Annotated in this window: 16 protein-coding genes and 1 pseudogene; 2 read left to right on the top strand and 15 right to left on the bottom strand. The window is 31.9% G+C overall.

Features of this window, described 5'->3' with window-relative positions; genetic code table 11:
• Position 1: 1 nt before the first annotated feature.
• A complete protein-coding gene (locus ACFOZZ_RS09415; RefSeq protein ID WP_278780303.1) occupies positions 2 to 736 on the bottom strand; it encodes a copper homeostasis protein CutC in 735 nt (244 codons plus the stop codon).
• On the bottom strand, positions 729 to 1,331 hold the full coding sequence (locus tag ACFOZZ_RS09410; RefSeq protein ID WP_238703689.1) for a DUF4230 domain-containing protein: 603 nt from the start codon (positions 1,329 to 1,331) through the stop codon (positions 729 to 731). Before ACFOZZ_RS09410 ends, ACFOZZ_RS09415 begins: the two co-directional genes overlap by 8 nt.
• A 114-nt stretch (positions 1,332 to 1,445) precedes the next feature.
• On the opposite strand from ACFOZZ_RS09410, the gene ACFOZZ_RS09405 reads away from it, so the two are divergent.
• The gene (locus tag ACFOZZ_RS09405; RefSeq protein WP_226793839.1) at positions 1,446 to 1,925 is read left to right on the top strand and encodes a DUF1836 domain-containing protein; all 480 of its coding nucleotides are present in this window, start codon (positions 1,446 to 1,448) and stop codon (positions 1,923 to 1,925) included.
• A gap of 17 nt (positions 1,926 to 1,942) precedes the next feature.
• On the opposite strand, the gene ACFOZZ_RS09400 is transcribed toward ACFOZZ_RS09405, so the two are convergent.
• From ACFOZZ_RS09400 to ACFOZZ_RS09360, 9 genes are all read right to left on the bottom strand, one after another.
• Positions 1,943 to 2,212, bottom strand: a complete 270-nt coding sequence (locus ACFOZZ_RS09400) for a type II toxin-antitoxin system RelE/ParE family toxin (RefSeq protein ID WP_055233846.1) — start codon at positions 2,210 to 2,212, stop codon at positions 1,943 to 1,945.
• Complete coding sequence (locus ACFOZZ_RS09395; RefSeq protein ID WP_006505232.1) at positions 2,209 to 2,529, bottom strand: type II toxin-antitoxin system RelB/DinJ family antitoxin; 321 nt, start codon at positions 2,527 to 2,529, stop codon at positions 2,209 to 2,211. The genes ACFOZZ_RS09400 and ACFOZZ_RS09395 overlap by 4 nt, the downstream gene beginning before the upstream one ends.
• Positions 2,530 to 2,640: 111 nt before the next feature.
• Complete coding sequence (locus ACFOZZ_RS09390; protein WP_376815126.1) at positions 2,641 to 4,161, bottom strand: ATP-grasp domain-containing protein; 1,521 nt, start codon at positions 4,159 to 4,161, stop codon at positions 2,641 to 2,643.
• 14 nt (positions 4,162 to 4,175) lie between these two features.
• Positions 4,176 to 4,928, bottom strand: a complete 753-nt coding sequence (locus tag ACFOZZ_RS09385; protein ID WP_055233849.1) for an esterase family protein — start codon at positions 4,926 to 4,928, stop codon at positions 4,176 to 4,178.
• A gap of 54 nt (positions 4,929 to 4,982) precedes the next feature.
• Positions 4,983 to 5,939, bottom strand: a complete 957-nt coding sequence (locus ACFOZZ_RS09380; protein WP_376815125.1) for an MmcQ/YjbR family DNA-binding protein — start codon at positions 5,937 to 5,939, stop codon at positions 4,983 to 4,985.
• 31 nt (positions 5,940 to 5,970) lie between these two features.
• Positions 5,971 to 7,050 (bottom strand): CapA family protein, encoded by a 1,080-nt coding sequence (locus ACFOZZ_RS09375; protein WP_376815124.1) that lies wholly within the window; start codon positions 7,048 to 7,050, stop codon positions 5,971 to 5,973.
• A gap of 3 nt (positions 7,051 to 7,053) precedes the next feature.
• A complete protein-coding gene (locus tag ACFOZZ_RS09370; protein ID WP_278597030.1) occupies positions 7,054 to 7,542 on the bottom strand; it encodes a dUTP diphosphatase in 489 nt (162 codons plus the stop codon).
• A gap of 529 nt (positions 7,543 to 8,071) precedes the next feature.
• Positions 8,072 to 9,208: an IS110 family transposase gene (locus ACFOZZ_RS09365; protein WP_376815123.1), complete on the bottom strand. Its 1,137-nt coding sequence runs from the start codon at positions 9,206 to 9,208 to the stop codon at positions 8,072 to 8,074.
• A gap of 102 nt (positions 9,209 to 9,310) precedes the next feature.
• On the bottom strand, positions 9,311 to 9,739 hold the full coding sequence (locus ACFOZZ_RS09360; RefSeq protein WP_278780880.1) for a hypothetical protein: 429 nt from the start codon (positions 9,737 to 9,739) through the stop codon (positions 9,311 to 9,313).
• Positions 9,740 to 10,218: 479 nt separating this feature from the next.
• Here ACFOZZ_RS09360 and ACFOZZ_RS09355 point away from each other — a divergent pair, with 479 nt between their 5' ends.
• The gene (locus ACFOZZ_RS09355; RefSeq protein ID WP_278780879.1) at positions 10,219 to 10,422 is read left to right on the top strand and encodes a hypothetical protein; all 204 of its coding nucleotides are present in this window, start codon (positions 10,219 to 10,221) and stop codon (positions 10,420 to 10,422) included.
• Positions 10,423 to 10,575: 153 nt separating this feature from the next.
• Here the strand turns inward: ACFOZZ_RS09355 and ACFOZZ_RS09350 are convergent.
• The 4 genes and pseudogenes from ACFOZZ_RS09350 to ACFOZZ_RS09335 all read right to left on the bottom strand — a co-directional run bounded on the left by ACFOZZ_RS09350 (position 10,576) and on the right by ACFOZZ_RS09335 (position 13,370).
• Positions 10,576 to 11,259: pseudogene (locus tag ACFOZZ_RS09350) on the bottom strand (DUF4417 domain-containing protein).
• A gap of 3 nt (positions 11,260 to 11,262) precedes the next feature.
• The gene (locus ACFOZZ_RS09345) at positions 11,263 to 11,604 is read right to left on the bottom strand and encodes a hypothetical protein (RefSeq protein WP_278780877.1); all 342 of its coding nucleotides are present in this window, start codon (positions 11,602 to 11,604) and stop codon (positions 11,263 to 11,265) included.
• Complete coding sequence (locus ACFOZZ_RS09340) at positions 11,601 to 12,089, bottom strand: EndoU domain-containing protein (RefSeq protein ID WP_278780876.1); 489 nt, start codon at positions 12,087 to 12,089, stop codon at positions 11,601 to 11,603. Before ACFOZZ_RS09340 ends, ACFOZZ_RS09345 begins: the two co-directional genes overlap by 4 nt.
• Before the next feature lie 273 nt (positions 12,090 to 12,362).
• Positions 12,363 to 13,370, bottom strand: a complete 1,008-nt coding sequence (locus ACFOZZ_RS09335; protein WP_278780875.1) for a DUF6076 domain-containing protein — start codon at positions 13,368 to 13,370, stop codon at positions 12,363 to 12,365.
• Between the last annotated feature and the right edge of the window lie 400 nt (positions 13,371 to 13,770).

Genomic DNA, 13,770 nt, shown 5'->3' with positions numbered 1-13,770 from the left:
ATTAATCCTCCTCCACAAGTGAAACCATTCTCTTCACTTTCTCTTTATCTACATAATCATAATTAATACCATTATAGCTAAATGATACATGATCATTAGCTGTAGTAGGATCTGCTCTCCAATTCTTACATGAAGAATGAACCTGATGAATACCTGTATAGTGAATAATGTCTACGACATTTGTTTCATTAATTCCAGAACCTGCCAATATTTCTATTTGATTGCCATACTTCTCCTGAAGTTCCTTAATAAGCTGAATTCCTTTACTCACAGTAGACTTCATGCCACTTGTAAGTACTCTATCCACACCTAATTCAATTAATCTATGAATCGTTTCATCTGGATCATCACATACATCAAAGGCTCTATGGAATACTGCGGTCTTCCCATAACTATGAATAATAGAGACCATTTCACTTGTACGTGCACTATTGATTTTACCATCAGGATCTAAGAACCCAAACGCAATACCATCAGCCCCGTGTTCTAATAGTTCTTCTGCTTCAATAATCATCTGTTCAGATTGTAGTTCATTATATACAAATCCTGCACCTCTAGGTCTCACCATACATATAACTTCTAAATCCGTATTATTCTTTACAAGTTCTAGTGATGCAATTGTAGGTGTTAATCCACCTAATGCTAATGCACTATTTAATTCAATTCTTTTTGCCCCGCCATGATATGCATTTATTGCATCCTCATAGCTGCCACAGCATACTTCTAACTTATTCACTTACTTCTACCTCTACTTCATACTTATCTTGATCTACAGTCATATAAATAAGATCTTTAATGTTTTTCTTCACTTTTGTTTCAGTCTTTTCTATGAACTTATTCTTAATTGCTTCTTTTTCTACTTTCTCCTTCTGTTCCTTTGCGAAAGTCTTGTAGTCTGTAATAGAAATCTGATTAAAGATATTCTTTGTTTCATCATAAACCTTAATAGAATCCTCATCGATTTCATTAGACAGGATCTTTACTGCAGATGTTTTCACAATAATCTTGTTTTCTGTTTTTTTTATCTGTACATCAGAGAGATCAACACCTGCTTTTAGCTTACCTTCATAAGTGATTAAGAAAGACTTCTGTGTTAAAGGAACAGTCCAGCCATTAAACTTTAATGAATTAGAGAACTTCCCTACTTTTGTATAATCATATTCAGAAACAGCTAATTCATTAATATCTCTTATTTTCTGTGTTAAAGCTGTTGAGGTAATTTCTTCTTTAGCTGGTGTACTACGTCCTCCAAAGTACATACCACCCATAAATACAACAATAACTAACACAATAATGACTATAATTGATCTTAAACTAAACTTGTTTTTCATTTTCATCACCCACCAAATTATAGCAGATAAGAAAAAATATATACAGTTTGTTTTATGGTCTAGATGATTTGACAATGAATACAATAAATGATAGTTTTTAAGTAGGTGATGAAAATGAATTACGATAATGTACATATTTCTAGATGGGAAGAGATACCAGATTTTCCACTCTATATAGATCAGGTTGTATCTATTATAGAAAAGAGTTTGTCTTTCTTAAAAAATAATGATGACGCTATTATCACAAAAACAATGATTAATAACTATGTTAAACATAAGCTTGTAAAAGCACCTATAAAGAAGAAGTATGAAAGAGAACAGATTGCTTATTTCACATTAATCTGTTTATTAAAATCTGTCTTTTCATTAGATGAGATTTCTAAGCTTATTCAATTACAGCAGAGTCAGAAAGAATTATCTGAATTCTATAATATGTATTGTGATGTATTTGAGCGTGTCCTTAAGACAAATCATTTAGACTCAGAACTACCAGATATATATAATAAATGTATCTTAAGTTCTGTCTATAAGATCAAGGTATCTGATAATCTTCTTGGTGAAGAAACAATGGAAGAAGCACTAAAAAAGGATTGAGTTTATTCAATCCTTTTTTACTTGTCACCAAAGATAACATTCATATATTTTTCTTCATTCGTTAGAATACGGATGATTGTCACTGTATCATGATCATATTTATAGAAAATACTATACTTTCCTGCAATGACATAATAAAGATCTGTTGTCCATCCAGTTCTATCAGATAGCTGACCACCTATTTCAGGGTGTGTTTTTAATACAGCACATAGTTTTACAATCTTTGGATTCAAACGCATAGGGTTTCTTAAATCAGCACGTGCTTGTCTTGTATATCTTAGATTCATAGTTCAATTCCAAATTCTTTTAATATATCTTCTTCAGAAATACTTTCATCTGCAGGTGCTTTTTCACCTTTATCTAATTCAATCATTAACTGAGAGATAGCCTGTTCTCTTAATGCCTGTTTACTATTTGATGTTACTAAGAAAGGCATTCCTTCTACATTAATAGACTGCTGGATAAATGCATTAATAGCATCAGTAAGTGTCATACCACACTGTGCATAGATTCCTTCTACCTGTGCTTTGATTTCTGGATTAATACGCATCTGAAAAGTGCTTGTTTTTGGTGCTGTAGCCACTGTTAGTGTTGTTTTTTTCATTATTCATAAACTCCTTCTCAACTATTATAAACATCACTCAATTAACAGTCAACACATTGTATATACAGAAAAACTGATTAGAAACGAAACTGTTTCTAATCAGTTTCTTAATTAACGCTTTTTCGCTTTATGTCTAGGTTTCTTAACAGCTTTTCTAGCACGAGGAGATTTTTTAACTACTTCTTTTAGTTCTTCTTTCTTCTCTTCTACAGCTGCTTTTACTTCTTCTTTCTTAGTTTCCACAACTGCTTTAACTGGTTCCTTAGTTTCTTCAACCTTCTTAGTCACAGTTTTCACTGTTTCCTTAACTGGTTCTTTTTTCTCTTCTACTGTCTTAACAGTTTCTTCTACAACTGTTTTTACAGGTTCCTTAACTTCTTCTACCTTTTTAGCCACAGCTTTCACTGTCTTCTTTACTGCTTTCTTAGGTGCAGCCTTTTTCTTCTTATGTGCAATAATCGCTTTTGTGATTTCATTTAATTTTGCCTTAGTCTTAGCACGGAAGATGAAGATATGGTTTCCTTCAGCCTGCGCAAGAACCTGAGGAATATCTGCTTCAATCTTGATATATTCTCTATACTTATCTGCCACTTCTGCATCAGACAATTCATAATCAATACCAAGACGTCTTCCTACATAACCTACATAATACTTTCTTTCAATTTCATAGAAGCATGTATTATAGATCATCATATCTGCCCAAATAGTATATGTATCTACATCATAAGCATAGTTCATCATATCTGGAATAAAAGCACCTGGTGCTCTCATATTCACTTCTAGAGGAACTAAATCACCTTTTCTACCTAATCCTGGTTTATCTTCAGATAATTTAATGAATTCAAAATGGAAGAAACGGCTCTTAGTATCAAATGCTTTAACAACCTTTTCACCAATTTCATAAATAGGCTTACCTTCTACTGGTTCAGAATGGAAATAAATATCAGATGCCTCATTGACTGTATCCATAATAGAAGTATCCATAAAATGACTTGTAGAGAATAAAATATTCTTATCCTTATCAGTCACACCTTCGAATGTTACAACATCACCTGGCACAAAATCTTCTAAAATATAATCAATATAATCCTGTTTATGATTATAGAAATCCTTTAATTCTTCATCATTCTTTAATTTATAAGTATGCGTTGCCCCTACACCATTATCAGGCTTTACAATCACAGGATAACCATTTTTCTTAGTAAACTCTAAAGCTTCATCGAGTGTATCCAACTTAATATAATCCGCAACTTTTAAACCAGCACTCTTATAAACTTCTTTCATAGCTGATTTATACTTCATCCAGCGCATATCCTGAATCTGTGGTCCAGTAGTCACATTGAAGTCTCTTCTTAATGTAGCTTCTAGTTCTAGCCAGTATTCATTTTCAGACTCAATCCAGTCAATCTTACCATATTGACTAGAGAAATAAGCACACGCACGATATACTTCATCATAGTTCTCTAATGAACCTACATAGTAATACTCAGTCAATGAATTCTTTGTTTCATCACTGATCATATCATATGGGCAATCCCCAACACCTAATACATTCACACCACGATCTTTTAAACGTGAACAGAAATTATGATAATATTCTGGAAAATGTGGTGATATAAATACAACATTCATCTATTCTTCTCCTCCTAGATAACTCTCTTTACGAAATATGGGAACTGTACTCTCCACCAATCCCAATCATGGTTTACATCATATCCCCAGAAATCAATCCATGCTGGAATATCTTTATATTCTAATAATTCCTTCATTCTACTAGTAGAACGAACCATTTCATCTTCCCAAGCACCCTGACCACAACATAATACAATACGACGTTTTCTATACATTTCTACATATGGATGATCATAACTCATACCTTCAATATACTTGATAGGACTATTACGATAAATATTATCATCTACGTAATCATGGAAGAATAGATCACTATCATAATAACCACTTAATGCGATACATCCACTAAAGATATCCGGTCTTCTAAATAAGAAATTCACTGCATGTGAAGCACCTAATGAACATCCTGTAGTATAAATACCATTTGCATGTGTACCGCACATCGCATTAATATCAATAATTCTTGGTACTAATTCGTCTACAATATAGTGATAATACTGTTCAAGCATGTAAGAACGATAATCAACATCATGACCACCTTCTTCACTCCATGTTTCTAAATCAATACTATCACAACAGAATAATTGTATATTTCCATTATCAATGAGGCCTTCTACTGTTGCGACCATACCATTGTTTTCAAAATCATAAAATCTACCATTCTGTGTTGGAAATACCAGTATTGGTGTTCCTGCATGTCCATACACCTTAAACTCCATATCTCTTTTAAGACATGGACTGTATTCTTTATAATATTCTACCTTCATTCCCAAAACCTCCTTCGCCTGTGCTTATTATATCACATTTACTAGACAATTCACTTATTTATCGGTATTTCCTATATACTCCTTTAATTCTTTAGGAATATGCCTTGCACTTCTTATAGCTCTTAATTGATATTTCTTAAGTACTTTTAATGGATAAAGAGAAGGATCATATGTTTTTAGACGTTTAAGAAGCATACTTGTTTCATCACTCTCTATGACCTGACACTTATACATAATCGCTGAATAAGGTGCCCCATAATAGATATACACAATTGCATCTTGATGAATATTCCCTTTCTGATGCCATCTTATAGTATCACTTTGATTAAATGCCTGAATCAAATCAAAACGCTTAGGAGAAGCAGGAATCACCCAATCTTCATATACCACAGTAGTCTGATAACTCTGATCAATAAGAGCCATGATATCTTCATCACTCAATGTTTCATCTAATAATATACTCATCCAATGTTTCTTATTCATATGAAAAGCAGGATAGATAGAAGGATGATCAACTTTATCTATAGGAACCTTAATATTCAGACATTCTACTTCTCCTTGTTTATCTAGAAACTTAGAATAATCTGTATGCATAATAAGTCCAAACCACTTATCATTATTTCTAAACACAAATGAATCACCATTAGTAAAAGGATGTTCTGGAAGAACATGATACTTTTCTTCAATGAGATGCATAAGACGTTTAGATTGAGGAAAAATAAAATAATCATATACAAAACAATGAGTTAAAATATCCTCAATACATTCTTCATAAGCCTGTCTCACTTTTTGTACAAACTTCCCCTGCTTACCTACCAGACGAATATTTGTATATTCTTCATCTGTATCAGAATCATAAACCTTAGCCTCTAATATATCATTTATTATTACTTCAATCCTGAAATCACCATCTAGTATGTCTTTCTTATATATATAATTATGACCCTGTTTTTTAAATCCATAATCAATGAGTTTATTCTCATCACAGTGATAACGTCTATAATCCTTCATAATGTACCTCAAAAGGCAGTCAAAGACTGCCTTACATATCAATTTTGATATTCTTTACTTTCTGTTTTACTTCTTCTTTCATATGAGAAATAGTCAGATTAGGAAAACCATGTTTCTCCACTAACTTGTTTGTATAATCCTTTAAACGATAAACAGAAAAATCATGTCTTTCTCTTTTACCCGTTAAAGTATAGTAATTCACAAGTGGTGTGAATACCACATTCTTAATCTTCTTTTTTTCTATATCAAAAGAAAGCATACCTTCTAATTGACATGATTCTTCTAACATTCCACTCACAAAATTACCTAAACTATAAGCAACTAATGTACGCTTACCATCCGCTCTTTGAATATATTCTACATCCTGTAATGTATGTGTATGTGTTCCAATAATCACATCTGCACCTGCATCAGCAAGCTGCTTAGCCATATTCTTTTGGAATATATTAGGATAATAATCATACTCAATACCCCAATGACATGACACAATCACAATATCAGCACTCTCTCTTGCCTTCTTCATATTTTCCATCATAGTGGATTCATGAAAATTAATCATATAAGGTAACTTTTCCTGATAAGTCACACCATTCACATATTGATTAAAAGATACAAATGCAATCTTAATGCCATTCTTTTCTACTATCTTAATATTCTGTTTTTCTTCTTCATTCTTATAAAGCCCTAAATAAGTCATACGAGGATACTTATTAAATACCTGAATAGAATGTAATATACCTGATGCCCCTTGATCATAAGCATGATTAGTGGCTCCATTCACTACATTAAATCCTACCTTCTGTAAATCACCGGCAACACTATCAGGCGCATTAAAGAGGGGATAACCAGAAGGTGCACCTCCACCCAATATCGTTTCCTGATTCACAAAACTATAATCTGCCTGGATATACTTCTTAATATTCTTATAATAGCCTGTAAAGTCATAACCACTAGAAGTCTTGGCTTCATCAAGCATACATTGATGATAGAGATTATCTCCTACTGCAACAAAAGAAACACTCGAAGTTTCTTTTTTCTTTACTTCTTCTTTAGGAGGTGCACTACATCCTGAAAGAAGTAACATAACTGCAAGAAGAAGTTGATATTTCATAGATTATTTAGTCGTTGAACCAAATCCACCATTACGTGTTTCAGTCGCATCATCATCTTCAGTAATACCATATGTCATGAAGATTCCCTGGGCAATACCCTGTCCTGCCTGAACATCAACTACTTTTCCTTCATTTGAATCATTCGTCATCTTAATAAAAATATGACCTTCATTATCTGAATAGAAATAATCACTATCAATAACACCTACAGTATTATTTAACTGTAGACGATACTTAAATCCTAAACCACTTCTTGGATAAATCATCAATACCCATCTTTCATTCATTTCACAGCGGATTCCTGTTGGAATCTTTACTGTTTCTCCTGGTTCTAAATGTATATTAATAGGTGTATAAAAATCATATCCTGCAGACCCTTTAGTTGCACGACGTGGAAGCTTAATTGCATCATAGATGTCCCTTACATCTTCCTTTTCCATTCCCATTTGAAACTGTTCATAAGATACTTTATAAAATTTAGCGCTATTCATTCTAATCTCCTTTCGCTCATATTTATATTATACACAAAAAGTCTAGATTTTCCTCTAGACTTCATTATCAAAGCGATATTTAAATTCTTTATACGTTCTTGCAGTCTTTTTATCAGTTATTATAGCATTGTAATAGTGATCATCCTTAGTCACTTGAATATTTAAAGACACTTTACGTTTATCTGTAAAACTGTTATGAAATGACGATTGTCAAGTGAAAATAACACATTCTTTGATTTTCGTTTTCGCTTTCGTTTTATATTGTTTTTTTAAATCAAGGACATAGGACAAGAAACTTCTATACAGATTTATCGGCGGTTGGCCACTCTGTTATACGTGGATTGGTTACCTCAGGTCAATGGTTTCGCCGCAAGTTTCTTTGTCTAATATCGTGAATCAAATCTTTGGAATAAGAAATGTCTACATAGTTTTATCTTGAATAACTTTTACCATCTTCTTATAGAGATTTCCTGTCCAATATCCTTGATTCTTTTTTTGTTACTAAATACTGTTTTAATTCTTTATATAATCAATTACATAAGTCAATATGATCTGTCATAATACCCCATACAAAGCATGCAAGTTCTCTTGCAATAGCTGTTTTAGCTACATTAAATTTTTTACCTCTCAAGGTCATTCGATAATATTTTCTTCTTAATCTTTCATTGGCTCTATCCGCATATGCTACTACTTCACTGCTGCATTTTTCTTGTCTTGATTTCAAATCTTTTGATTTAAATCCTACTCTTCCTCGTGTATAACCTTGTGCTGCTTCAACCAGTAATCTTCTTAAGTGACTATTCCCTGCTTTGGTGATTCCAAGCTTATTTTCATGACCTCCTGATGAGTCATCTCCAGGAATCAAGCCTAAATATGCCGAATACATGTTTCCTTTTTTAAAACGATTGAAATCACTTGTTTCCACGATTAAAGATAATGCAGTATGCGTTTTAATCCCAATCAGACATTGTAGCTGTTGCACTTTTTCTACATATTCCTCTTTTAATGATATTTCTTCAATTTGTCTGTCTAAAGTCTCTATACGATTGCATAGATGGTTATATTCAATCATATATTCTTTCAAGGTATCTTGAAGTAATGGTTCACTAAAAGAAACTGTATTGATCCAATCAATATGTTTTCTTGTCCAGAAACTTTTTCCTTCGAATTGTTTACCATTGCGTGTTAAAAACGCAATTATTTGTTGTTTGATACTTTTCAGGTTTTCTTTTATATCATCTCTCATACGAATGAATTCTTTTACTGAATTATCAAGTTCATTAGGAATATGTACAGCAGAATATCCTCCATAAGCCAAACATTCCGCAATCATCTTGGCATCACGATAATCATTCTTAAGTTTTCGTCCACCTTTTTCAGTTTTCATGGTTGTTGGAGCCAGGATAACACATTCAATTCCTTTTTCTTTTAATTCATGATATAAAGAATATCCTAGACATCCTGCTTCATAGCCACATACAATATTCAGTTCTTCATTTTCATGCTTCTTTTTAAAAGTTTCAATAACATGAATAATGTTCTTAACTTCTGGTTTTACCTGTGTAATGCAGTGAACTGTACCATCATGTTCAAAAGATGGCTCAAAAATGCATAAAGTGTAGTTTGAAGTATGGACATCCATCCCGATTTTTATTATTCTATTCATAGGTAACCCTCCTTATTTGTTTGCGGTAATCCCACAATACTATGAATTTTTATTACTACTCAAAGTATAATGGTAAATCCACGATTGAACAATTAAGGAGAGTTACTTTTTTTGTTTCCTCCTCGTCATTTCATATTGTCTAAAAGAAGATGTCTCTACATGAGGACTACTCAAATCACCCTCTAAAACCGAAATAGTAAAAAAGTAAGTCATATACTGCTTCTCATATACTTTAGAACTACCATGATAACAACGCATCAGCTTATTATCCTTCTTAATCGTATAAGCAACATCTAAATGTTTATTAAGGACATAAGAATCAATCTCTTTATATTCCTTCTTATGAAGATTCTTATTCATCTCTTTAAAGAAAGTAGTCTTATAGTCTCTATCCATACATGTAACAGAGATATTTTCACCATTTAATAATCCTGAATAGAACGTCCTTACTTCTTGGCCTATATAATTTGAATTTGCACGTGTTGAACATCCACTTGTCAACAAGAGTGCAATTAACCAAAGTATCTTCATGCTTTATCACCTGTAAGCATTATACTAATCACTTATGGAATAACTGTGTATTTTCAAAAAAAGAAGCATTTATTTAGTAAGCGCCAAATTATATAGTGTACGTAAAAAGGATAATTTAATCATCTCTACCCTTAATCCAATTAAATCAACCTTATTGTCTGCTGATAAATTAGCAATAACGGCTGCAATTTGTTCTATGATACTAGTTATTGTTTTAATAACTAGTATTTTTGGAGCTGGGGGAAGTAATAATAGGGTAATAATAGAAATGAAGAAGATCCTAACTTTTATAATGTAGAAGCATATGTGACTCTCAATCCTTATGCACAATCTAATTTGTATGGACAATATTCTTGGTTTGCTTGGGGAAGATTTTATGAAATTTATGGCTATAGCCCTGGCTTTATAGGAGATGGATGGGATTGTGTTGATCAACTTATTGCTACTCATATAGATAATGGAAAGAATCTGATACACCAATGCCAAATTGTGTATTCCCGGGAATTGGTAATAATCATGTTGGAATTATTACTAAAGTCGATGGTGAAACTTTAACTGTTCAAGGAGGCAATCTTGATGCAATTACTAACAATTTTCAAGAAGCCACCACAGATTGGCAAACATTTACAATGTCATTAGAAGAATTGTCAAAAGAAACGATGGGATTTAGTTTGCTGTATTAAAGTAAAAATGAGCATGTAGGTGCTTATTCCTGCATGTTCGTTTTTTTCTTTCTAGATAGTAATATAATCTATAACTCTTATTACGCATGAGTCCCATCTAGCATTTTCTCGTTGTCAGATCTGATATTTGATTACCTACTATATCATTAAAACTTAAATTTTATTCTTCATTCTCTTTATCCAATCTGGATATTGTACAAACCTTGTGGTTTCAATAAAATCCTCGAATATACTTTTAGGCATTGGTCCATATACCAAAACAACTTTAGGTTCTAATTCTTTAATCATTGCACTTAATCCTTCTTTGAAGTAGTTCTTAGATTCTTTTGATTGTATTTGCCCGTATGTGCCTATAGAAACAATACTATGTTTGTCTACGCCTAAAAAAGCAATTTTCTCACCAAATAATTTATCGGTATAAGTTCTTTCATCGCCCCATCATATATTAGGAATGACATATATTCCATTTTGTTTGAGATAGTATCCAATAGCTCTATTAAGGTAGATATTTGCAATCTGGACAGCCAACGGCGCATCAATATATAAAGAGCAATCAGGAGTAATCACGCCTTTAAATCTCTTTAAATCGTTAACATATTTTTCTGTATCAGTCAAAATTGACCTAAACTCGATGTCATTTTCATAAAAGCAAACAAAATCTTCAAAACCTAAGTTGAAACTTTTTTCTCTTTTGGAAAACGGAACCAGTCCCGAGGGGATTACAATTTCACATGGAGCATCTATATGAGGAATCTCGTGTTTTCCATTAAAAAAAGCTGTTTCAACTAGAGATATTCTAAATCCTTCATCAACTAAATTCTTTATACCTCTCGCCATAGATCACTTATCCTCTTCGAGCAAAGATTCAGCATCTTGGATTTTTTCAAACACATGATACTTTTTGCTTTCATCAGCATATTTATTCGCAACACTTTTATAAGCTTCTAGTAAATTTTTGCTCTTTGTGTTTTCAATAATATCTTCAATTACTTCACTTAACCAAGAAAACTCTTCTTTTGTGCAATCGTTTAATATGAAATTAATTGATTCATCAACGTTGTCACTAACAAGTTGGATTAGTTCTGTCCAACATTTTTCAATTCCATAATCCCAATTATCTTGTGTTTCTTTTGATATTTTTTCTCTTTCTTTAATTATTTCTTTAAATCTGCTAATATTCATTTTTTCTTTGTTCCTTTCTTATATGGTTGTTTTGAGTCTGGGAAAATAGTACCTATTATGCCATTCGTTTTAATGACTCCTACACGCACACCTTTCCATGTTCCATACATAACTTCACCATTCTTCTTGTGCTTATTTATTTTTAAATTTGCTACATGTTCTCCAGCATGTTTAATATCTTTGCTTTTCCATCCTTTTGGAAACCAAGCTTGTCCTGTTCCTGTTGCCTTTTTTTTATTCTTATGAGTAGGTATGTTACCAACTCTAACGCCATTAGGGAATGTTTTAACGATGTTATATTTAATACCATACTTATCAAGCATATTCATACCCGTTTGACCATGTCCGCCACTTTTTAAACGAATATGATTATTTTTACCCGCTTTAGTAAATGTTCCTTCATTAGAATGAACAACTGAATAATGACTAGCGACACCTGCAGCACCCTTTGTATTTAAAACTCTACCTGTCTTTGTTGTACCCATAAAATTGTCCTACATATAACAATAATAGATTACGGGTACTATTAATTACTTTTTTCAAAATAATTTCCTCCAATCTATACATATTCTCTCTTTAAATTTTAAAATCTTATACTAATGCGTTGCTTTAAATCATCAAATATGCTAAATTGAAAATGCGGTTTTACTCAGCATATTTGAGTAATCGAATACATCATTGAACTACTACCAATAGTTTAATGATGTTTTTTTATATCCCATAATGAACCACCTCCTTTACTTTATGAGAGCAAATTGTCAATAACTTTTTAACCAGTTTAAAAATTGTTCAGTTGTCTTAACACCGTTAGATAGTTGCTTTCTCCAGATTTTAACTTCTGTTTGAAGTTTTTCAAATGTGTTCTTATTATTCCAATCTTCAGGATGTCTCAACGCTTTCATTTTATACCTCATATATACTTTACGATATTCCTTTGTACAAACGTCATTTTTTTCTTTATTTGATCTAGTAATCTGAGCACCAATATCTTTACATGTCTTTTTTGAATTTTGAGGAGAAATATAATGACAGTATATTGTATCTTTTCTTCCTTCTGGGACAAAGTATTCACCACAATTAGCACATTTTACAAATTTAGTATCTCTATCAAGACAATGAGCAGCTTCGAACAATAGTAATGAAATTGAAGACTTAATTGTATATATTGATTTGAATTCACCTTCAAAACATGCAATTTTGAAATCGATATGCTGAAACTCGATGTTATCGGCATACATTGAGCAAAAGTAGTCAACTTGTTTTTTTTCATATTCATCACCAGTTGCTAACATTTCAAATGAATATTTAAAAGCTACGTATATATCTGCATAAAATAAGTAACACGTGAGCAATAATTGTTCCATTGTTTCTATCCCTGGTTTGTTATAGTTTGTATGTTCAAAAATAAACTCATATATTTTTCCTTTTTCCTTTGTTTTATCTTTAAAAAGTGAGTCACGTTCATCTTTAGTCATTTTTACTAGACCAACAACTGATTCCATGAACTCAAATGTAATTACTATTGCTGATACAAGGTTCACTTTTGTTTCAAGTTCGTTAATAAACCACGGAAAGAATACAGATATATTATCGGTAGTTGGTTCTACATTTAAATCACTATAACTCATAATAACTTCTTTAATAATTGTTGGATGTAATCTTGCATATTCTGCAATCATACCCCCGATAGGGTATTCGTGTATACCATGATACATTAAAGTGTTTTTTAAACCATCATAGCTTACTACTAATCCTTCCATTTCCATTTCGATTACCTCATCAATTAACTTTCTTTAAATAAATAACTAAATATCGCAAATCTTTATTTCAAACAAATTATATTTCATAAGTTGAAACACCTCAACAATCAATGGTGGCATTTATCTATTGTTAACAACTAGCATGATATAGAATCCAATGTTTTTTATATCAATAGATAATGGTAGTGATATTTAGAAATAAAAACAGAAACATAGCTAGTGTTTAATAAAGTTACACTATATAATTTGGCGCTTACGAGTATTCAGGTGGGAACTTAAATACCAAACTTCTTAAATGAAAATCATTAATTTCCTAGAAGCTCATTACCTTTAGGTGTAAGCGCCAAATAATATAGTGTATAGAAATAGACCTCATCATATTAGATAATTAAAGTGTTTTTAGATA

Origin of the sequence: Catenibacterium sp. GCM10023432 (assembly GCF_042651925.1) — a bacterium.
Classification (GTDB): Bacteria; Bacillota_I; Bacilli_A; order Erysipelotrichales; family Coprobacillaceae; genus Catenibacterium; species Catenibacterium mitsuoka.
The sequence above is the reverse complement of the archived record's forward strand: the minus strand, read 5'-3'. Positions and strand labels throughout refer to the sequence as shown.

What these genes read in the sequence shown, in the direction of transcription:
- ACFOZZ_RS09390 (WP_376815126.1), bottom strand. Translation starts at nt 4,161, where the DNA reads ATGAATGTTGTATTTATATCACCACATTTTCCAGAATATTATCATAAT.
- ACFOZZ_RS09360 (WP_278780880.1), bottom strand. Translation starts at nt 9,739, where the DNA reads ATGAAGATACTTTGGTTAATTGCACTCTTGTTGACAAGTGGATGTTCA.
- ACFOZZ_RS09400 (WP_055233846.1), bottom strand. Translation starts at nt 2,212, where the DNA reads ATGAATCTAAGATATACAAGACAAGCACGTGCTGATTTAAGAAACCCT.
- ACFOZZ_RS09380 (WP_376815125.1), bottom strand. Translation starts at nt 5,939, where the DNA reads ATGAAGGATTATAGACGTTATCACTGTGATGAGAATAAACTCATTGAT.
- ACFOZZ_RS09355 (WP_278780879.1), top strand. Translation starts at nt 10,219, where the DNA reads ATGCCAAATTGTGTATTCCCGGGAATTGGTAATAATCATGTTGGAATT.
- ACFOZZ_RS09370 (WP_278597030.1), bottom strand. Translation starts at nt 7,542, where the DNA reads ATGAATAGCGCTAAATTTTATAAAGTATCTTATGAACAGTTTCAAATG.
- ACFOZZ_RS09345 (WP_278780877.1), bottom strand. Translation starts at nt 11,604, where the DNA reads ATGAATATTAGCAGATTTAAAGAAATAATTAAAGAAAGAGAAAAAATA.
- ACFOZZ_RS09395 (WP_006505232.1), bottom strand. Translation starts at nt 2,529, where the DNA reads ATGAAAAAAACAACACTAACAGTGGCTACAGCACCAAAAACAAGCACT.
- ACFOZZ_RS09405 (WP_226793839.1), top strand. Translation starts at nt 1,446, where the DNA reads ATGAATTACGATAATGTACATATTTCTAGATGGGAAGAGATACCAGAT.
- ACFOZZ_RS09410 (WP_238703689.1), bottom strand. Translation starts at nt 1,331, where the DNA reads ATGAAAAACAAGTTTAGTTTAAGATCAATTATAGTCATTATTGTGTTA.
- ACFOZZ_RS09385 (WP_055233849.1), bottom strand. Translation starts at nt 4,928, where the DNA reads ATGAAGGTAGAATATTATAAAGAATACAGTCCATGTCTTAAAAGAGAT.
- ACFOZZ_RS09335 (WP_278780875.1), bottom strand. Translation starts at nt 13,370, where the DNA reads ATGGAAATGGAAGGATTAGTAGTAAGCTATGATGGTTTAAAAAACACT.
- ACFOZZ_RS09340 (WP_278780876.1), bottom strand. Translation starts at nt 12,089, where the DNA reads ATGGGTACAACAAAGACAGGTAGAGTTTTAAATACAAAGGGTGCTGCA.
- ACFOZZ_RS09375 (WP_376815124.1), bottom strand. Translation starts at nt 7,050, where the DNA reads ATGAAATATCAACTTCTTCTTGCAGTTATGTTACTTCTTTCAGGATGT.
- ACFOZZ_RS09365 (WP_376815123.1), bottom strand. Translation starts at nt 9,208, where the DNA reads ATGAATAGAATAATAAAAATCGGGATGGATGTCCATACTTCAAACTAC.